Here is a 19,492-nt window from a genome sequence, read left to right on the forward strand (position 1 = left end):
GTTGTGAAACGCCTGACCGCACTGGCAGCAGCACTGATGTTCGCGTTGTCATCCCAGGCCGCGGCCGCCCCCGCGCGCTCCGGCATCGACTTCCGCGCCGAACTCCAGCCCATCGACGGATTCGGCTTCTCGATGGCCTTCCAGCGGGCCGACCTGCTGCACGGCGCGCGCGGACTCAGCCCGGCCAAGCAGCGCGAGGTGCTCGACCTGCTGCTCAGCAAGGACAAAGGCGCGGGCCTGTCGATCCTGCGCCTGGGCATCGGATCGTCGACCGACAGGGTCTACGACCACATGCCGACGATCCTGCCGGCCGATCCCGGCGGGCCGGACGCCGCGCCGACATACGTCTGGGACGGCTGGGACGGCGGCCAGGTATGGCTCGCCAAGGAGGCCAAGGCCTACGGGGTGAAACGATTCTTCGCCGATGCCTGGAGTGCCCCGGCCTTCATGAAGACCAACGGCAGCGAGAACGACGGCGGCGAGCTGCTGCCCGAATGGCGCCAGGCCTACGCGAACTACCTCGTCCAGTACGCGAAGTTCTACCAGCGGGAGGGCATCGGGATCACCGACCTGGGATTCACCAACGAACCCGACTGGACGGCGACCTACGCCTCGATGCGGTTCACCCCGCAGCAGGCCGTCGAGTTCCTCAAGGTGCTCGGGCCGACCCTTCGCGTGTCCGGACTGAAGACCGAGCCGGTCTGCTGCGACGCCGCCGGCTGGGACCGGCAGGCCGCCTACACCGAGGCCATCGAGGCGGACCCGGAGGCCGACAGGCTCGTACGGACCGTCACCGGCCATCGCTACAGCGGTCCGACCGACGTCCCGCAGCCGACGGACCAGCACGTCTGGATGTCGGAATGGTCGCCGGACGGCTCCACCTGGAACGAGAACTGGGACGACGGCAGTGGCTACGACGGCCTCACCGTCGCCGCCGACATCCAGAACACCCTGACCGTCGGCAACGCCAACGCCTACGTCTACTGGACCGGCGCGTCCCTCGGCGCGACCCGCGGTCTCATCCAGCTCGCCAACCCCGGTGACGGCTACCGGGTGTCCAAACGGTACTGGGCACTGGCCGCGTTCAGCCGGTTCATCCGCCCCGGCGCCGTCCGCGTCCCCGTCACGAACACCGACCCGGCCCTGAAGATCACGGCCTTCCGCAACGCCGACGGCAGCCGCGTGATCGAGATCCTCAACACCTCGACCACCCAAAGCACCGCCGAGTTCTCCCTTCGCGGCGGTCACGACCGGCACCCCGACGGCTTCGTCACCGACGAGACCCGCTCGATCACCCCGTCCGACATCGTCTCCACGCACGGCACGACCCTCACAGCGAAGCTCGCCCCGCGCGCGCTCACCACCGTCGTCCTCGACTGATCCGCCCAGCACCCGAGGAGTGTGTCCGCCATGCCCATGTCCCGGAATCTCGCGGCCCTGGCCGCCGCCGTCTGCCTCGCGGCCGGACTGGCCGCCGCGCCCGCAGCCGCCGAGCCCCACCCCAGGACGCTCGGCGATCTGGCCGAGCAGCACCACAAGTACTTCGGCTCCGCCACCGACAACCCCGAGTTCACCGACGCCGCCTATCTGAAGCTCCTCGGCAGCGAATTCGGGCAGACCACCCCCGGCAACGCCATGAAGTGGTACGCCACCGAGCCCCAGCGCGGCGTCTTCGACTTCACCGCCGGCGACGAGGTGGTGGCCTTCGCCAAGGCCCACCACCAGAAGGTCCGCGGCCACACCCTCGTCTGGCACAACCAGCTCCCCGCCTGGCTCACCGAGGGCACCTGGACCGCCGACGAGCTGCGCGCCGTCCTCAAGAAGCACATACAGACGGAGGTCCGGCACTACAAGGGCCAGGTGATCCACTGGGACGTCGTCAACGAGGCCTTCAACGAGGACGGCACCTACCGCGAGACGCTCTTCTACAAGACGCTCGGCCCGGGCTACATCGCCGACGCCCTGCGCTGGGCCCACGAGGCCGACCGGCACGCCAAGCTGTACCTCAACGACTACAACGTCGACGGGATCGGCCCCAAGAGCGACGCCTACCACACCCTGATCAAGCAGCTGAAGGCCGACGGCGTCCCGGTGGAGGGCTTCGGCATCCAGGGCCATCTGGCGCTCCAGTACGGCTTCCCCGCCGACGTCCGGCAGAACCTCCAGCGCTTCGCCGACCTCGGGGTCGAGGTCGCGATCACCGAGCTCGACATCCGGATGACCCTCCCCGCGACCCCGGAGAAGCTCGCCACCCAGGCCACCTGGTACGCCGACTACGTCAAGGCCTGCCTGGCGGTGAAGAAGTGCGTCGGCGTCACCATCTGGGACTACACGGACAAGTACTCGTGGATCCCCTCCGTCTTTCCCGGCGAGGGCGCGGCGCTGCCCTACGACGAGAACCTGCTCCCCAAGCCCGCCTATCACGCGATCAAGGAGGTGCTGGGCGGATGATCAGGACGGCGATCGTCGGAACGGGCGGGATCGCGGGCGTGTGCCACGTCCCCGCCCTCCGGGCGCAGGCGCACCGGGCCGTGATCGTGGCAGCCGTCGACGTGGACGCCGCGCGCGCCGAGGCGTTCGCGGCCGAACACGGCATTCCCGCGGTCTACACCGACCTGCGCACGATGCTCCGGGAGCAGAGGCCTGACCTCGTGCACCTGTGCACGCCGCCGTTCCTGCACGCCGAACAGGCCGTGGCCTGCCTGGAGTCGGGGGCCTGGGTGTGGTGCGAGAAGCCGGTGGCACTGTCGATGGCCGAACTCGACCGGATCCACGCCGCCGAGGGGCCCGCCGCCGCGGGCGCGGTGTTCCAGCACAGGTACGGCTCGGGGGCCCGCTACCTGCGCGACCGGATCGCGGCCGGAGCGCTGGGCCGTCCGCTGGTCGCGCAGTGCGTCACGGCCTGGTACCGCGACGACGCGTACTACGAGGTGCCCTGGCGCGGTACGTGGGAGAGCGAGGGCGGTGGCCCGACGCTGGGCCACGGCATCCACCAGATGGACCTGATGCTCGCGGTGCTCGGCGCATGGGCCGAGGTCCGCGCGATGGCCGGCCGGCTCGAGCGTGATGTCCAGACGGAGGACGTGTCCACGGCACTGGTCCGGTTCGAGAACGGAGCCATCGCGACGATCGTCAACAGCGTCCTTTCGCCACGCGAGGAGAGCTACCTGCGATTCGACCTCACCGACGCCACGGTCGAGCTGCGGCATCTGTACGGCTACTCCAACGCGGACTGGACGTTCACCACCCGGTCGGCCGATGTGAAGTGGGAGCCGCCGCACGACCTGCCCAGCTCGCACACCGCCCAGCTCGCGGAGTTCCTGGACGGCTACGAGGCGGGGATCCGGCCCGACCTCGGCAGATCCACGATGGAGCTGGTCACCGCCCTGTACAAGGCAGCGATCACGGGCCTGCCGGTCCGGCGCGGGGAGATCGAGCCGGCCGACCCGTTCTACGGCTCGCTCAACGGAGGGCGCCCGGAGGTGTTCCGATGACGTTCGAACTTCTCGAGAACGAGGACTCGCTGAGCGTCCGAGCCCGCGGCGTCGACCTCTTCCGGTATGTGCACCGGCCCGTCATGGACCCCTTCGAGGCGCCGAAGCCCTACCTGCATCCGGTGCGCACGCTCGCCGGCGACGTGGTCACCGGGTACCGGCCGCACGACCACCGCTGGCACAAGGGCGTCCAGATCACGGCGTCGTGGGTGTCGGGGCAGAACTTCTGGGGCGGCGGCACCTACCTGCGCGGCCGGGGCTACGTCGACCTGCCGAACCTCGGCACGATGCGCAGCCTCGCGTTGTCCGCCGAGACGGGCCACGGCCGCGCCGTGATCACCGAGCACCTGGCCTGGCACACGAGGGCGGGGGAGCACTGGATCGACGAGCGCCGCACGCTGACCGCACGCGACGTCGAGGCCGACTCCTGGACCCTGGAGGTCACCACCGCGCTGACCAACGTCCTCGACACCGAGCTGCTGTTCGGCAGCCCCGGCACCCAGGGCAGAGAACTCGCCGGGTACTCCGGCCTGTTCTGGCGCGGCCCGCGCGACTTCACCGGCGGCACCGTGATCGGCCCCGCGATGGGCGAGAAGGGCGACTGGCTGGCTTTCATCGGCGCGCACGACGAGGTCGACCGCTCGTCCACGCTCCTGTTCCTGGACGATCCGGACGCCCCCTGTCACTGGTTCGTCCGCAGTGAGCCGATCCCCGCCGTCAACCCGTCCCTGGCGTTCGACGAGGAACTGCCGCTGGCCCCGGGCGACACCCTGTCGCGCCGCTACCGGATCGTCGTCGCCGACGGCGCATGGAGCTTCGGGCGCCTGTCCCGTCATGTCGCGGAACACCCGTGGTGACCCAGCTCCCCGGCGGCGTGGGGATCTCCGGACTGACCGTGTACGACTGGGAGGCCGCGGACGGGCTGTGCGGCGGGACGCCCCACATGCACCTCGTCTGCTCCGAGGCGTACATCGTCATCGGCGGCGCCGGCAGCGTCCAGACCCTCACCACGTCCGGCTTCGCCGACACCCCGTTGCACCCCGGCGACGTCGTCTGGTTCACCCCCGGCACGATCCACCGTCTCGTCAACGCGGGCGGCCTGCGCCTCGTGGTGCTCATGCAGAACGGCGGACTCCCCGAGGCCGGCGACGCCGTCTTCACCTTCCCCGCTCCCGTGCTGGCCGATCCGCACGCCTACCAAGCGGCGGCCGCCCTGACCGGCGACCCTTCCACGGCAGCGCGCCGCCGCCGCGACCTGGCACTCGAGGGTTTCCTGGCCCTGCGTCGCGAAGGCGGGCTGCGGGAGTTCCACACCGCGGCCCACCGCCTGAAAAGCGAACTCCTGGACGCCTGGTGGATCCGCTGGCGCGACGGGCCCCTGGCCGCGGCCGTCACGACCGGCCGTCAACTGGAACGGCTGAAGGCCGGAGACCTCTCGCACCTGGACGACGGCGAAGTGTCACGACGGGCACGCCCGGAGCACCTGCTCTTCGGCATGTGCGGCCGCTTGCAGACCTATTCCGTTCCCGACCCCCCGACGCGGCCGCTCGGCGGTCCCTCGGGGTCACCTCACCCCCACCTCCCGAAGGAGCTCCTCTGATGCGGTTTCGCCCTCATCCACCGGTCCACATGAAACGCCTGCTCGTCGTCCTCTCGTCCTTGCTGCTCCTGGCCACGTTCTTCAGTGCCCAGCCCGCCGCCGCGGCGACCGTCGACCCCACCGCCTCGTACGTGCTGGTCAACCGCAACAGCGGCAAGGCCCTGGACGTCTACAACCTGGCGACCGACGACGGGGCCCGCATCACCCAGTGGACCAGGAACGACCAGAACCAGCAGCAGTGGCAGTTCGTCGACTCCGGCGGCGGGTACTACCGCATCAAGTCCCGCCACTCCGGCAAGGTGCTGGACGTCCTCAACGGGTCCACCGCCAACGGCGGCTCGATCGTGCAGTGGACCGACCTGAACGGCACCAACCAGCAGTGGCGGCTGGCCGACAGCCCGGACGGCTACGTGAGGCTCATCGCGCGCCACAGCAACAAGGCCCTCGAAGTACAGGGCGGTTCCACCGCCGACAACGCGAACATCGTCCAGTACGACGACTGGGGCGGCGCCAACCAGCAGTGGCAGCTCGTCAAGGTCGGTAGCGGCACCCCCGGCGCCTGCGCTCTTCCCTCGACGTACCGCTGGTCGTCGACGGGCGCGCTGGCGCAGCCCAAGCCCGGGTGGGTCTCGCTCAAGGACTTCACCGTCGTGCCCTACAACGGCCGGCAACTCGTCTACGCGACGACGCACGACACCGGCACGAGGTGGGGTTCGATGAGCTTCAGCCCGTTCACCAACTGGTCGGAGATGGCCTCGGCCGGCCAGAACACGATGTCCGGTTCCGCCGTCGCGCCCACGCTCTTCTACTTCGCGCCGAAGAATGTCTGGGTGCTCACCTACCAGTGGGGCAGGACGGCCTTCTCCTACCGGACGTCGAGCGACCCCACCAACCCGAACGGCTGGTCGGCGGAGCAGGAGCTCTTCTCCGGGAGCATTGCCGGCTCCGGTACCGGACCCATCGACCAGACGCTCATCGGTGACGGCACGAACATGTACCTGTTCTTCGCCGGCGACAACGGCAAGATCTACCGGGCCAGTATGCCGATCGGGAACTTCCCGGGAACCTTCGGCACGAACTCGACCGTGGTCATGAGCGATTCGACCAACAACCTGTTCGAAGCCCCGCAGGTCTACAAGCTCCAGGGCCAGGACCGCTACCTCATGATCGTCGAGGCGATCGGCTCGCAGGGCCGCTACTTCCGTTCGTTCACGGCCGGCAGCCTGAACGGCTCATGGACACCCCAGGCGGCGACCGAGGCCAATCCCTTCGCCGGCAAGGCCAACAGCGGCGCCACCTGGACCAACGACATCAGCCACGGCGAACTGATCCGCACCGGCCCCGATCAGACGATGACCGTCGATCCCTGCCGTCTGCAGTTGCTCTACCAGGGGCGCAGCCCCGACTCGGGCGGCGACTACGGCCTCCTGCCCTATCGACCGGCTCTGCTGACACTGCAGCGCTGACGGCACCACTCGGCACGGGCTCCGTCGTGGAGCCGGCGTGGCGGGCCCGGCGGCAGGCCGGGCCCGCCACGGTCGCCCGAGAGCGACGCGCGGACCGTTGACACCCTCCTCGCGGTGTCACTACGGTCGCGCCACGATTTCGAACGTATGACGAAATTTCGAACGTACTGCGTGAAGGAGTCCCATCGACATGACCATCAACAGGCGCACGGTGATGGCGGCGGGCGCCGCCGGAGTGGCGGCAGCGGCCGTGGGGGCGGCCCCGGCGTTCGCCTCGGGAGGCGCGGAACGGCCGGGCGGAAGACCGGCGAAGGAGCTGTTCGGGACCCTGCCCGACGGCACACGCGTCCACCGGTGGACGGTGGCCGCGGGAGGAACCCGGCTGCGCGTGCTGTCGTACGGCGGCATCGTCCAGGCCCTCGACATCCCGGACCGGCACGGGCGATACGCGAATGTGTCGCTGGGCTTCGACACTCTCGAGGACTACGTGACGGGCAGCCCCTACTTCGGCGCGCTCATCGGCCGCTACGGCAACCGCATCGCGGGCGGCGCCTTCACCCTCGACGGCCGTACGTACCGACTCCCCGTCAACGACGACCCGAACAGCCTGCACGGCGGGGACAAGGGCTTCGACAAACGGGTGTGGGACGTCGAGCCGTACGCGAAAGGGCCGGACACCGGCCTCACCCTGCGCTACACCAGCGCGGACGGCGAGATGGGCTACCCCGGCACCCTGCGCGTCCGGGTCGACTACGTCCTCACCCCGCGCGGCGACTTCCGCATCGACTACGAGGCCACGACGGACAGGGCCACCGTCGTCAACCTCACCAACCACACCTACTTCAACCTCGCGGGTGAGGGCAGCGGCAGCATCCTCGACCACAGCCTGAGGATCGCCGCGTCCCGCTACACCCCCGTCGACTCCACCCTCATCCCGACCGGCGAACTCGCCAGGGTCGCGCACACGCCCTTCGACTTCCGCAACGGCAAGCCCATCGGCCGGGACATCCGCGAGGCGCACCCGCAGGTCGTCTTCGGTCGCGGATACGACCACAACTTCGTGCTCGACAAGGGACTCACCGACACCCCGCAGCACGTCGCGACCGTGACGGAGCCCGTCTCCGGCCGCGTGATGAAGATCGCGACCACCGAACCGGGCGTGCAGTTCTACAGCGGCAACTTCCTCGACGCCACGCTGGCGGGCTCCTCCGGGAAGGTCTACCGCCAGGGGGACGGCTTCTGCCTGGAGACCCAGCACTTCCCCGACTCGCCCAACCAGCCGTCCTTCCCGTCGACGGTGCTGCGCCCGGGACAGACCTACCGCTCGACGACGGTGCACTCCTTCGCCGCGCGCTGATCCACGAGAGACACAAGCCCGGTCGACGCCGTGTCGCCGGCCGGGCCGAGGAGAGAGGCGCCTGACCGGCTTTCGGCGGTCCGGCGGCTCTTCGTCTGTCTTTGTATTTAACTACCGACCAGCAAGTCTTGACTGCGGGAGATGGCCACCTCTTAAATTTGATTTTAACACTGCCACCGAATCCGCCCGGAACGAAAGCTGATCCCCCGATGCGTACCCTGGCCATCGCCGCCGTCCAGACCGCCCCCGTGCCGTACGACCTCGAAGCCACCTGGGCCCGCTTCGCCCACCAGGTGAGGACGGTCCACGCACTCTTCCCCCACGTCCAGCTGGTAGTCGTCCCCGAACTGTTCCTCGCGGCCGAAGGGCCGCTGCTCGCCGAGCACCCGGAGGAGTGGATGGAGCAGGCCGCGGTCACCATCCCCGGACCGCTCACCGACCGTCTCGCGGGACTGGCGAGGGAGACCGGCCTGTGGCTCGTGCCCGGCACCGTCTTCGAGCGCGCCACGGACGGAACGATCTACAACACCGCACTCGCGATCTCGCCCGAGGGGGACATCGCCGCCGCCTACCGCAAGGTCTTCCCCTGGCAGCCGTACGAACAGGCCACGCCCGGGAACCGCTTCACGGTGTTCGACATCCCTCGGGTGGGGCGCGTGGGCCTGGCCATCTGTTACGACGGCTCCTTCCCCGAGACCATGCGCCAGCTCGCCTGGCTCGGCGCGGAGATCGTCATCCAGCCCACCCTGACGACCACCCGTGACCGCGACATGGAAGGGGTCTGCGCCCGTGCCAACGCCTGGACCAACCAGCTCTACGTCGTCAACGTCAACGCCTCCGACCCGGCAGGCGTGGGCGCCAGCCTGATCGTCGACCCCGAGGGCACCGTCCGCCAGCAGGCCGGAGCCGGCGAGGAGGTCCTGGTCGACGTCCTCGACCTCGACGCCGTCACACGCGTCCGCCAGTACGGCTCCGCGGGCGTCAACCGCCCCTGGAGCCAGCTCGCCCGCTACGGATCGACCATCGAACTCCCCATGTACGGCGGCACGTTCCGCACGCCCGACTGGCTCAAGGAGGCGGAAGGGCACTGAGCCGGGAACCCGCCGGGTGCGGTCCCGGGTGGGTCTCCCGCCGGCGCCGCCCGCCCCGCCTCTGCCCTGGGGCGGGCGGCGCCGGGACGGCACCCCCATGAGGTTCGCCTCATGGGGGTGTCCGGGTTCCTGCGTCAGGCGAGGCCGAGAAGAGCGCGGACGCGGTCGTGGGGGAGCGCGGGGGTGCGGTGCCCCTGTCGGCCGGTCATGGATTCGTTGGCGACGAGGGCGTTGAGGACGGCTTCCTCGACGCACTGTACGGCCGCCTCGTAGAAGCGGTCGATGCGGCCCCAGGGGACGAAGCGGAGGGTGTCGTACTCGTCCTCGGTGGGTTCGCCTTCGGGGAAGGTGCTGTTCAGGGCCCCGTCGTTGGCGGTGGAGAAGGCGAGGAAGATGTCGCCGGAGAAATGGCCGCCGTTGGTGCCGGTGCGGCCCAGGCCGAGCGCGGCCCGGCGGGCCAGGGCCTTGCACTGGCCCGGGAGCAGGGGTGCGTCGGTCGCCAGGACGACGATGACGGAGCCCGCCCCGCCCGGTGCGCGGCCGGGCGCACCTGCCAGGTCCCGCTGGAGCCAGTCGTCGTCGTCCAGCGGGTTGTCGTCGAGCAGGGAGCGGCCCGCCGGCACGCCGGCGATGACGAGTTCCCGCCGCTCGCCGAAGTTGGCCTGGACGAGGGCGCCGACGGTCCAGGTGTGCGGTCCGTAGCCGACGGTACGGGAGGAGGTTCCCGAACCGCCCTTGAAGCCGTAGCAGTTCATGCCGGTGCCGCCGCCGACCGAGCCCTCCTCCAGGGGGCCGGAGGCGGCCGCGTCGAGGGCGGCGACGGCGTGTTCGGGGTGGACGTGGCCGCCGTTGATGTCGTTGAGGTAGCCGTCCCACGTCTCGGCGACCACGGGGAGCATCCACTGCGCGGCGAGGCGCGGGTGGTGTTCGGCGACCCACCGGTCCACTCCGGTGTGGACCGCGCCGACCGCGTGGGTGTTGGTGAGCGCGATCGGCAGGTTGAAGCCGCCTGACTCCTCGATCCAGGTGGTGCCGGTCATCTCGCCGTTGCCGTTGAGCGAGTACCAGCCGGCCGCACAGGCCGAACCGACCCCTTCCCGGCCCCTCGGCAGCAGCGACGTGACGCCGGTGCGGACGCCTTCGCCCTCGATCAGGGTGACGTGCCCGACCTCGACGCCCGGGACGTCCGTGATCGCGTTCCACGGGCCGGGGGCGCCGTCGAGCGGGATGCCGAGGGCACGCGCCCGGGGCCGACCGGAGGGAGTGTGATGGGCGGTGTCGCTGGGGGTCATGGTGCCTGGCTCTCTGCGGGAGGACGGAGAAGGGGTGATTTGAATCGGAATTTAAGAAGTGTTCGTCAAGGCTGTCAACAGATGGATCTCCCTGTTTTAATGGCGGTGAGACTTCGCAAGGTGACCGAGGAGGCGGTGCTCGTGGCGAGCGGCAGGGGCAAGGGCAAGGAAGCCCGCATGGCGGAACTGGCCGAGGCGGTCGAGCGAGCCCTGCTCACGCGGGGGCTCGAATCGCTCCGGCTGCGGGACGTCGCGGAGGAAGCGGGCGTCACCCCGGCCGCGCTGCTGTACTACGGCGATCTGGACGCCCTGGTCCACGAGACCTACCAGCGGGCCATCGAGCGCTTCGCGCGCGAGCGCGAAGAAGTCGTCGAGGCCCACCCCGACGCCCGGGACCGGCTCCGCGCCTGCATCGACAAGGGGGTGGCGACCGGACCGGACGACACGCTCACGCGGCTGCTGTTCGAGTACTGGCCGCGCTGTCTGCGCGACGTCAAGGCCGCCACGCTCGACAGCTCCCTGACCGAGCGCCAGGTCGCGATCTACTACGGCATCCTGCTGCTCGGCCAGGCCCAGGGGCACTTCACCCTCCAGGACCCGCCGCTCCAGCTCGCGGCCACCTTCATCGCCCTGGAGGACGGCTTCCAGATGGAGGTCCTCGCGGGCCGGCGCTCCCGCGCCCAGGTGATCGCGGCGATTCACGCCTACGCCCGGGCGGTCACGGGCTGGACGCCCTGAGGCCGGCCCGGAACCGCCGGCCCGGTCCCCGTCTCCCGCTGGGCGCTCAGATCATCACGTGCTTGGGCCGGGTGTAGTCGAGGAGGCCGGCGAGGGACAGGTCGCTGCCGTAGCCGGAGTGTTTGACCCCGCCGTGCGGCATTTCGGAGACCGTGGTGCCGTGGGTGTTCACCCACACGATCCCGGTGTGCAGGGCCCTGGTCGCGCGCATCGCCCGGTCGTGGTCCCTGGTCCATACGCTCGCGGCGAGTCCGAAGCGGACGTCGTCGGCGAGGCGCAGGGCCTCGGTCTCGTCGGTGAAGGGCTGCACGGTCACGACGGGGCCGAAGATCTCCTCCTGGACGATCTCGTCGTCCTGGCGTACCCCGGCGACGACGGTGGGGTCGTGGAAGAAGCCGGGCCGCGCGGGCCGCGTGCCGCCCGCCACGATCCGAGCGTGGCCGGGCAGCCGGTCGAGCAGGGCGCGGACCGAGGCCAGCTGGGCGGCGTTGTTGAGCGGGCCGAGGTCGGTGCCGGGGTGCAGGGCGCGGGCGGCGCCGGCGAGGGCGTCCAGGAAGGCGTCGTGGACGCGGGCGTGGACCAGGAAGCGGGTGGGGGCGGTGCAGTCCTGACCGGCGTTGGAGAAGGCGACCTGGGCCAGGGCGGCGGCGGTGGCGGCGACGTCGACGTCGTCGTGGACGATCACGGGCGCGTTGCCGCCCAGTTCGAGGTGGAGCCGCTTCAGCCCGGTCGCGGCCGCGGCGGCGATCTCCTGCCCGGCACGGACACTGCCGGTGAGCGCGATCAGGGCGACGGCGGGGTGGGCGGTGAGGGCGCGGCCGGTGTCGCGGTCGCCGCAGACGACGTTCAGTACGCCCGGAGGCAGGTGGGGGGCCGCGATCCGGGCGAGCAGCACCGATGAGGAGGGGGTGGTGTCGGCGGGTTTGAGGACCGTGGTGTTGCCGGCGGCGAGGGCCGGTGCGATCTTCCACGCGGCCATCATGAGGGGGTAGTTCCAGGGTGTGATCTGGGCGCAGACGCCGACCGGTTCGCGGCGCAGCAGGGAGGTGCGGCCCTCGGTGTACTCCGCCGCGGCGGCCCCCGGGAGGGTGCGGGCGGCCCCGGCGAAGTAGCGGAAGACGTCGGCGATCGCGGGGAGCTCCTCCGTGCGGAACTGCGCCGAGGGCTTCCCCGTGTCGGCGGTCTCCGCGGCCGTCAGCTCGTCCGCGTGCGCCTCGACGGCGTCGGCGACGGCGAGCAGCGCCCGCTGCCGGTGGGCCGGGGTGGTGGCCGACCAGGGACCGTAGGCGGCCGCCGCGGCCGCGCAGGCGGCGTCGGTGTCGGCGCGGCCGGAGCGTGGGGCGCGGCCGTGCACGCGCCCGGTGGCGGGGTCGACCAGCTCGGTGGTCGCGCCCGTGGCGGCGGCCCGGTCCTCGCCGCCGATGTGGTTCAGCAGACCGTCAGCCACGGCGCAGGGCCTCCTTCGCGGCGGCGCGCCCGGTACGGACGGCGCCCTCCATGTAGCCGGCCACCCACTGGTCGGATCCGCAGACGTAGAAGGGCGGTTCATGGGTGCCGTGACGGGGGCCGACGGCCATGACGTCGCCCGGAGCCCATTGCGTGACGTACCCCTGGGTCCAGGGGTCGGTGCCCCACAGGCGCAGGTACGTGGCGCGTGGCCGGTGGGCCTCGTCGCCGTACAACCGGGCGACCTCGGCGAGGAGTTCACGCGTCCGCAGGTGGGCGGGGGTGCCGAGCAGGACGCCGTACCTCTCGGGCGGGACGAGGGCGGACAGGACGCCCTCGCTCTGCGGCCAGGTGCTGCCGAGCACTCCCTCGCACTCGGACAGACCGCTGAGCCCCCGGTCGCGCCAGAACGGGCGGTCGTAGGCGGCGACGAACTTCGCGGCAAGGGCGTGCCGCTGGTGGTGCAGCGAGGCCAGCCGCTCCTCAGTGACGCCGGTGACGGCGAGCGAGCGCAGCGGGCCCGCGGGCAGGGCGCTGACGACGGCGGTCGCGGTGAGGGTCTCGCCGCCCGCGAGGCGCACCGAGCAGCCGCCGGAGCGGCGGACCGCGAGCGCCTCGACGGGCGCGCCGGCACGGATCCTGCCGTCGAGCCCCGCGGCCATCCGCAGGGCCACGGTCGCCGAGCCCTCGGCCACCCGCAGGCCCTCCCAGGCCTCGTACTCGTAGTGGCCGACGCCGGGGACGGCGGCGTGCTTGCGGAGGGCGGCGAGCAGCGAGGTGCGCTCGGACGAGCCGTCGGCGAGCGCGAGCCGGCCGATCTCCCAGAGCCGTACGACGGCCGGGCTCGCCCCCTCGTCGCGCAGCCAGCCGGCCACGGACGACCGGTCGAGGGCGGTGGCCTGCGGGTGGGACCAGGGGGCGTCCGGGTCGACGGTCGCGGCCAGCGCGGCGAAGGCCGCGGTGACCTTGCGGTGGCAGGCGTCGTCACCGGGACCGAACCAGTGCGGCGGGTCGCCGGCGCCGACCCCTTCGGGCGTGGCGCGGGCGAGCTCGCCGGGCTCGGCGACGTAGCTGGGGACGAGGGAGAGACCGAGTTCGGCGACGAGGGCCGTGTACGCGGTGTGCGCCGAGCCGACGACCTCCCCGCCGAGCTGGACGAGGCGGCCGTCGGGCAGCGCGGTCTGCTCGACGCGGCCGCCGACCCGGTCGCGCGCCTCGACGACGAGGACGTCGGCCCCGCCCGCGGCCAGATCGCGGGCGGCGGCGAGCCCGGCGAGTCCGGCGCCGAGCACGATGACATCGTGGTTCATGGGTGTTCCTCCGATGGGGCCGTCGTCAGTCCAGGACCAGGCAGTGCTCGGGCCGCCAGCCGAGCTCGACCTCCTCGCCGCCGCTCCAGCGGTCCTCCCTGCGGGAGCGGGCGGTGTTCTGCTCCAGGACGTGCACGGTGACGCCGGGGGCCAGTTCGATGAGGTACGTGGTGGTGGGGCCGGAGTAGACGGTCTCCCGGACGACGCCCGTGACCCGGGCCATGCCGGGCTCGAAGTCGGACAGCCAGATCTTCTCCGGGCGCAGCGAGAGGCTGACCCGGCTGCCGTCGGCCATGCCGGGGCGGTCGCCGACGGGGAGCGCGGGGCCCTGGTCGAGCAGCACCCGGCCGGCGCGGTAGGTACCGGGGACCAGGTTGGAGGTCCCGAGGAACGAGGCGGTGAAGCTGCTGGTGGGGCGCTCGTACACGTCCTCCGGAGTCCCGCACTGTTCGATGCGCCCCTCGTTCATGACGGCGAGGCGGTCCGACATGGTCAGGGCCTCGTCCTGGTCGTGGGTGACGAACAGGAAGGTGATGCCCACCTCGCGCTGGATCTGCTTGAGCTCGACCTGCATACGGCGCCGGAGCTTCAGGTCGAGGGCCGCCAGGGGCTCGTCGAGCAACAGCACCTGCGGACGGTTGACCAGGGCGCGGGCGAGGGCGACGCGCTGGCGCTGGCCGCCGGAGAGGGTGGGCGGTCTGCGGCCCGCCAGGTCGCCGAGCTGCACGAGGTCGAGCATGTCGGCGACCCGGCGGCGGATCTCGGGGCGGGCGACGCCCTTGCGCTTGAGGCCGAAGGCCACGTTGTCGGCGAGGGACAGGTGGTCGAAGAGGGCATAGCTCTGGAAGACGGTGTTGACGTTGCGCCGGTGGGGCGGGAGGCCCGTCACCTCCTCCCCGTCGAGCAGGACGCTGCCCTCGGTGGGGTCGGCGAAGCCGCCGATCATGCGCAGCAAGGTGGTCTTGCCGCAGCCGGAGGGACCGAGCAGGGAGAAGAACTCGCCGGGGGCGATGTCGAGGTTGATGTCGCGGACGGCGTACGAGGCGGAGCCGCCGGGGTAGCGCTTGCCGACCCGGTCGAGCCGGACGGCGGGGTGCGGGAGCACGGCTGCCGACCGCGGGGATCGCGCGGGCGCGGGTTGCGAGGTCATGGCGTTCACTCTCCGGAGAGCAGGTCGAGGCCGCCGCGCCGGCCGAACAGGCGCGGGATGGCGAGGGCGAGGGCGATGAGTCCGACGGAGCCGGCCAGCATCAGCGTGCCGACGGCGTTGATGGTGGGCTGGACGCCGAAGCGGATCGCCGAGTAGATCCGGACCGACAGGGGCTGCGGATCGACGCCGGTGGTGAAGTAGGCGAGGACGAAGTCGTCGAAGACCAGGGCGAAGACGAGGACGGCGGAGGCCAGGATGCTGGGCAGCAGCGCGGGCAGCGTCACCAGGCGTACGGCCTGCCGGCGGGTGGCCCCGAGGTCCATGGCCGCCTCCTCGATCTCCGGGTTGAGGGCGGCGACGCGGGAGCGCAGGATCACCGTCACGTAGGAGATGGAGAAGGTGATCTCGGCGAGCATCACCGTCGTCGTGGACAGGGTGATGCCGAGGCCCTTGAACAGCAGCATCGCGGCGACGCCGGTGACGATCTCCGGGGTGATGAGCGGGACGAGCATCACCAGGCCGGCGAAGGAGCCGAGCCGGTTGCGGCCGCGGACCAGGCCGAGCGCGAGGGCGACGCCGAGGACCACCGAGCCGGCCATGGCGACGAGGGAGACCCGCAGGCTCATGCCGAGCGAGTTCAGCAGCACGTCGTCGCGGAGGAACGCCCCGTACCAGCGCAGGCTGACACCGTCGAAGACGGTCAGGGACTTCTGCGAGTTGAAGGAGTAGAGGACGACGACGCCGATGGGGACGTAGAGCAGCGCGAAGAAGACGGCGGTGACGGCGAGGGCGAACCGGGGACGGCGCTCGGCGCCGCGGCGGCGCCCGCGGGCGGCCCTCATCGGACCGCCTCCGCCTCGTCCTTGCGGGTGCGCCGCAGGTAGCCGAGCATGCCGAGGAGGAGGACGGCCATCAGCAGCATGGTGAGGGCGGAGCCGAGCGGCCAGTTCTGGCCCTGGAAGAACTTGTCCTGGATCAGGTTGCCGATCATGATCTGGTCGGGGCCTCCCATGAGCTGCACACTGACGAAGTCGCCCATGGCGGGCAGCAGGACGAGGACACAGCCGGCGGCCGCGCCCTGCCGGGTGGCCGGGACGGTGACGAACAGGAAGGTCCGCAGCGGACCGGCGTACAGGTCGCGGCCCGCCTCGATGAGCGAGGTGTCCATGCGCTCCATCGCCGCGTAGAGCGGGATGATCATGAAGACGACGAAGCCGTAGACGAGACCGGCGACGACGCCCGTGCCGGTCTGCAGGATCCGGGTCCCCCCGTCCGCGAGTCCGATCGCGCGCAGCGCCCTGAGCAGCGGTCCGTCGTCGGACAGGACGACGGACCAGCCGTACATCCGCACCAGGTAGTTGGCGAAGAACGGGACGACGATCGCCGCGATCAGCACGTTCTTGTACCGGCCGCCGCTGGTCGCGATGGCGTACGCGACGGGATAGGCGATCAGGAGACAGACGGCGCAGGTGACCAGGGCGTAGCCCAGCGAACGCAGCAGGACCGTACGGTACGCGGGGTCGGCCAGAGCGGTGATGTTGTCGAGGACGAACCCGAAGCGCGGGTTGCCGAGCGGGTCCGTGGTGCCGAACGCGAGGGTGGCGACGAGGATCAGGGACGCGAGCAGGAAGACGGTCATCCAGAGCGTGCCGGGCAGCATCAGCCAGGTCCACAGGCGTTCCCGGGCCGCTTTTCCGGCGGCACGTGGGGGACGGGCGGTAGTGGCCATGTCAGCCCGCCTTCACATCGGTCCAGGCGGCGTCGCGGGCCTTCTCGCCCGCCGCGGTGCCGTTGCGGAAGAACATGTCGTCCCTGAGGTCGGCCGCGGTCACGTGGCACTGCGGGAAGGGCTCCACGAGCGCGGCGTAGGTGTCCTCCGAGCCGCGCACCGGCATCGGGTAGCCGATGTACTCGATGTTCCGCTTCACGTTCTCGGGCCGGAGCATGTAGTCGATGAAGAGCATGGCGGTGCCGGGGTGCGGTGCGTCGGCGGGGATGGCGTAGCAGTCGGAGTTGACCGGGGCCCCCTCGCGGGCGGTCTCGAAGCCGAACACGGACGGGTCCTTCGCCTGGGCGAGCATCGCGGCCATGTCCCCGCTCCACGCCTGGGTCATGTCGGCGTTGCCGTTGAGCAGGTTGTTGTAGCTGTCACTGGAGAAGCCGCGCAGCCGGGGGCGCAGGGAGCGCAGGGTGTCGGTGACGCGGTCGAGGTCGTCCGGCCGGTCGGTGGTGAGCGGCAGGCCGTGCTCGAGCGCGCCGATGGCCAGCACCTCGTCGCGGTCGTCGAGGACGAAGACCTTGCCCTTGGCGTGGTCGTTCCACAGGTCGTCCCAGGAGCCGGTGAGGTCGCCGAGCCGGTCCCGGCGCCAGCCGATGCCGGTCTTGTACATGGTGAAGGGGACGGTGTGTGCGGAGCGGGGGTCGTACCAGGGGTCGGCGAAGTAGTCGTACGCGCCGAACACGGCCTCGGCGTTCCGCAGGCGCCCGTGGTCGATGCGGCGCAGCCGGCCCCCTCGGGAGAGGCGCTCGGCCCACTTCGCCGTGGGGAAGACGATGTCGTAGCGGTTGCCGGCGTTGAGTTTGGCGGCCATGCCTTCCATGGAGTCGTAGTTCGACTGGACGACTTTGACTCCGTACTCCTTGGAGAAGCCCGCGAAGACGGCCGGGTCGACGAAGTCGGCCCAGTTGAAGTAGACGAGGTCGCCGTCGACCTTGACGTCGACGGGGGCGTCGGCGGCCGCCTGGCCGGCGGCGTCGGGGGCGGAGGAGAATCCGCAGCCTGCCGCCGTCAGACCGAGGGTGGTGGCGGCGCCGGCGCGGAGCAGCGAGCGGCGGGACAGGGAAGGTGCCTCGGGGGACATGGGGTCCTCTCCGTAGGGCCGCTGGGGGACGGCGGGCGGGCGGTACGGCGGTGCGGAGGTACGGGGGCGGTCGTGTCGTTCACCGGCCCGGCGGGTCGCAGTGCGGTGCCGCGCCCTTGGGAGCGGCGGGGTCCGTAGGCTCCGCGGGGCCGGCCAGGTCGGCGCGGATGCGGTCGGCGAACCAGCCGACCGCGAGCTCGCGCCGGGACAGCGGGCCGGGTTCGAACCCCGGGGTGGACAGACCGTGTTGGACACGGGCGACCAGCTCGGCGTCCTCGTCGTTGGTGATCCACCCGATGTGCATGTTCAGGCGCCGGGCGAGGCGGGTGCGCAGCCCGGTGCCGCGGCGGGTGTAGAAGGCGCCGGGGACGGCCACCCGGTCGACGGCGGTCGGTACGGCGGTCCACGCGAGCACGTGGTCGGGGTAGAAGTCGATGAGGGTGTTGGGGTAGATCACGGCGTACCGCCAGACCCTGCGGTCGGCCTCGGTGAGACCGGGCATGGGCGCGGCGACGCGCTGGTAGAGCCGCTCGGCCCAGTTGGAGGACGGCTTGTCGCGCAGCGGCGAGGTGAACAGGACGTAGGAGTCGTGGATCTCGCAGCCGTAGCCCTGGTAGTCGAGCAGGCGCATCAGGCCGGGGTGGGCGACGGGGACGTGGTACCCCTCCAGGTAGTTGTCCACCGCCACTTTCCAGTTGGCGTGCTGGACCTCGGCGCGGGCCAGGTCGTGGATGCGTTCCCGGCCGACCGGCACCAGGTCCGCCCCGGCGTAGTGGCCGACGGCCTCGGCGAGTCCCGCGCAGCTCTCGGCGAGCGGGACGGCGTCGGGGTCGAGGTTGACGAAGACGAAGCCGAGGAAGGATTCGACCCGGGCCGGGAACAGGCCGAGGCGGGGCTTGTCGAGGCAGGGGATCTGCCGGGCCTCGGGGGCCCCGACCAGGCTGCCGTCGAGGCGGTAGGTCCAGCCGTGGTACGGGCAGCGGATCGCCTTGCCGGCCGGTTCGGGGGCGGTGACCAGGCGGGTTCCGCGATGGCGGCAGACGTTGAGGTGGGCGGCGAGACCGCCGTCCTCGGTGCGGACGACCAGGACCTCCCGGTCGGCGACGGTGGCGGCGAGCCGGGCTCCGGGGCCGGGCAGGTCGGACTCGTGGCACACGAGCTGCCAGGACCTGGCGAAGACCTGGCGGGTCTCGGCGGCGGCGAGGGCGGGATCGGTGTAGTGGCGGGCCGGCAGCGCGGGAGCGGGGAGGTCCCGGGGGGCCGTGTCGGGTGCGTGGGGTGCATCGGGTGCGGTGCGTGCGCCGGGTGCGGGGGCTCTGGGGTGCATCGGTGACTCCTCGTGCCGCGGGGCGGCGATCGGTGTCGGGCGTCGATGTCGTGCGAACCGGATGCGGGCAGCGGGTCGGGGCGGGCGCCGGGACCTGGCTGACCGATGGGACAGCCAGCGTGGTGGCTGAATTCCGCCGGGTCAAGACTTGTACGCTGACCGATCGGTCAGCTAGTTTGGTTATTGCCTGACCGATCGGTCAGTAAACGTGTTTCTGTCGCTGCTTTGCCGTCGCGCCGCTTCTGACCTGCGCATTCGCTCGACATGCCGGTGATAGCGACACCCGGTTCCTACGCCGGAAGCAGCCCGGCGTGCCCTGGCACCCGCCCCGACACGCACTTCCCTCGCTCTCCTCCGCGG

At 71.3% G+C, this 19,492-nt stretch carries 17 protein-coding genes; 9 read left to right on the plus strand and 8 right to left on the minus strand.

Going from position 1 to position 19,492, the window contains the following annotated elements; all coding sequences use genetic code 11:
• Positions 1-3: 3 nt before the first annotated feature.
• From AB5J54_RS37760 to AB5J54_RS37795, 8 genes are all read left to right on the plus strand, one after another.
• The gene (locus tag AB5J54_RS37760; RefSeq protein WP_369148461.1) at positions 4-1,380 is read left to right on the plus strand and encodes a glycoside hydrolase; all 1,377 of its coding nucleotides are present in this window, start codon (positions 4-6) and stop codon (positions 1,378-1,380) included.
• Positions 1,381-1,410: 30 nt separating this feature from the next.
• Entirely contained in the window at positions 1,411-2,451 is a 1,041-nt protein-coding gene (locus AB5J54_RS37765; RefSeq protein ID WP_369148462.1) for an endo-1,4-beta-xylanase, read from the plus strand.
• Positions 2,448-3,494, plus strand: coding sequence for a Gfo/Idh/MocA family protein (locus AB5J54_RS37770; RefSeq protein ID WP_369148463.1), 1,047 nt, complete (start codon positions 2,448-2,450; stop codon positions 3,492-3,494). The genes AB5J54_RS37765 and AB5J54_RS37770 overlap by 4 nt, the downstream gene beginning before the upstream one ends.
• Entirely contained in the window at positions 3,491-4,351 is an 861-nt protein-coding gene (locus AB5J54_RS37775) for a PmoA family protein (protein WP_369148464.1), read from the plus strand. Before AB5J54_RS37770 ends, AB5J54_RS37775 begins: the two co-directional genes overlap by 4 nt.
• On the plus strand, positions 4,303-5,094 hold the full coding sequence (locus tag AB5J54_RS37780) for a cupin domain-containing protein (RefSeq protein ID WP_369148465.1): 792 nt from the start codon (positions 4,303-4,305) through the stop codon (positions 5,092-5,094). The genes AB5J54_RS37775 and AB5J54_RS37780 overlap by 49 nt, the downstream gene beginning before the upstream one ends.
• Positions 5,094-6,560, plus strand: coding sequence for a non-reducing end alpha-L-arabinofuranosidase family hydrolase (locus AB5J54_RS37785; protein WP_369148467.1), 1,467 nt, complete (start codon positions 5,094-5,096; stop codon positions 6,558-6,560). Before AB5J54_RS37780 ends, AB5J54_RS37785 begins: the two co-directional genes overlap by 1 nt.
• Before the next feature lie 190 nt (positions 6,561-6,750).
• A complete protein-coding gene (locus tag AB5J54_RS37790; protein ID WP_369148469.1) occupies positions 6,751-7,917 on the plus strand; it encodes an aldose epimerase family protein in 1,167 nt (388 codons plus the stop codon).
• Positions 7,918-8,126: 209 nt separating this feature from the next.
• Positions 8,127-9,008 carry a carbon-nitrogen hydrolase family protein gene (locus tag AB5J54_RS37795; protein ID WP_369148470.1) on the plus strand — a complete coding sequence of 294 codons (882 nt, stop codon included), beginning with the start codon at positions 8,127-8,129 and terminating at the stop codon, positions 9,006-9,008.
• A 134-nt stretch (positions 9,009-9,142) separates the two neighbouring features.
• Here AB5J54_RS37795 and AB5J54_RS37800 read toward each other — a convergent pair whose 3' ends face one another.
• Complete coding sequence (locus tag AB5J54_RS37800; protein ID WP_369148471.1) at positions 9,143-10,300, minus strand: P1 family peptidase; 1,158 nt, start codon at positions 10,298-10,300, stop codon at positions 9,143-9,145.
• Between the two features lie 99 nt (positions 10,301-10,399).
• Between AB5J54_RS37800 and AB5J54_RS37805 the strand changes: the two genes are divergently transcribed.
• Positions 10,400-11,038 (plus strand): TetR/AcrR family transcriptional regulator, encoded by a 639-nt coding sequence (locus AB5J54_RS37805; protein WP_369148472.1) that lies wholly within the window; start codon positions 10,400-10,402, stop codon positions 11,036-11,038.
• Between the two features lie 46 nt (positions 11,039-11,084).
• Here AB5J54_RS37805 and AB5J54_RS37810 read toward each other — a convergent pair whose 3' ends face one another.
• The 7 genes from AB5J54_RS37810 to AB5J54_RS37840 all read right to left on the minus strand — a co-directional run bounded on the left by AB5J54_RS37810 (position 11,085) and on the right by AB5J54_RS37840 (position 19,132).
• Positions 11,085-12,485 carry an aminobutyraldehyde dehydrogenase gene (locus tag AB5J54_RS37810; protein WP_369148473.1) on the minus strand — a complete coding sequence of 467 codons (1,401 nt, stop codon included), beginning with the start codon at positions 12,483-12,485 and terminating at the stop codon, positions 11,085-11,087.
• Positions 12,478-13,794, minus strand: a complete 1,317-nt coding sequence (locus tag AB5J54_RS37815) for a flavin monoamine oxidase family protein (protein ID WP_369148474.1) — start codon at positions 13,792-13,794, stop codon at positions 12,478-12,480. The genes AB5J54_RS37810 and AB5J54_RS37815 overlap by 8 nt, the downstream gene beginning before the upstream one ends.
• Positions 13,795-13,819: 25 nt before the next feature.
• Positions 13,820-14,944: an ABC transporter ATP-binding protein gene (locus tag AB5J54_RS37820; protein ID WP_369148475.1), complete on the minus strand. Its 1,125-nt coding sequence runs from the start codon at positions 14,942-14,944 to the stop codon at positions 13,820-13,822.
• Positions 14,945-14,949: 5 nt separating this feature from the next.
• A complete protein-coding gene (locus tag AB5J54_RS37825) occupies positions 14,950-15,786 on the minus strand; it encodes an ABC transporter permease (protein ID WP_369148476.1) in 837 nt (278 codons plus the stop codon).
• Positions 15,783-16,673 (minus strand): ABC transporter permease, encoded by an 891-nt coding sequence (locus AB5J54_RS37830; protein WP_369148477.1) that lies wholly within the window; start codon positions 16,671-16,673, stop codon positions 15,783-15,785. The genes AB5J54_RS37825 and AB5J54_RS37830 overlap by 4 nt, the downstream gene beginning before the upstream one ends.
• Position 16,674: 1 nt before the next feature.
• Positions 16,675-17,805, minus strand: coding sequence for a spermidine/putrescine ABC transporter substrate-binding protein (locus AB5J54_RS37835; RefSeq protein ID WP_369148478.1), 1,131 nt, complete (start codon positions 17,803-17,805; stop codon positions 16,675-16,677).
• A gap of 79 nt (positions 17,806-17,884) precedes the next feature.
• Complete coding sequence (locus tag AB5J54_RS37840; protein WP_369148479.1) at positions 17,885-19,132, minus strand: aromatic ring-hydroxylating dioxygenase subunit alpha; 1,248 nt, start codon at positions 19,130-19,132, stop codon at positions 17,885-17,887.
• Positions 19,133-19,492 lie beyond the last annotated feature (360 nt).

This window comes from Streptomyces sp. R44 (assembly GCF_041053105.1).
Lineage (GTDB): Bacteria > Actinomycetota > Actinomycetes > Streptomycetales > Streptomycetaceae > Streptomyces.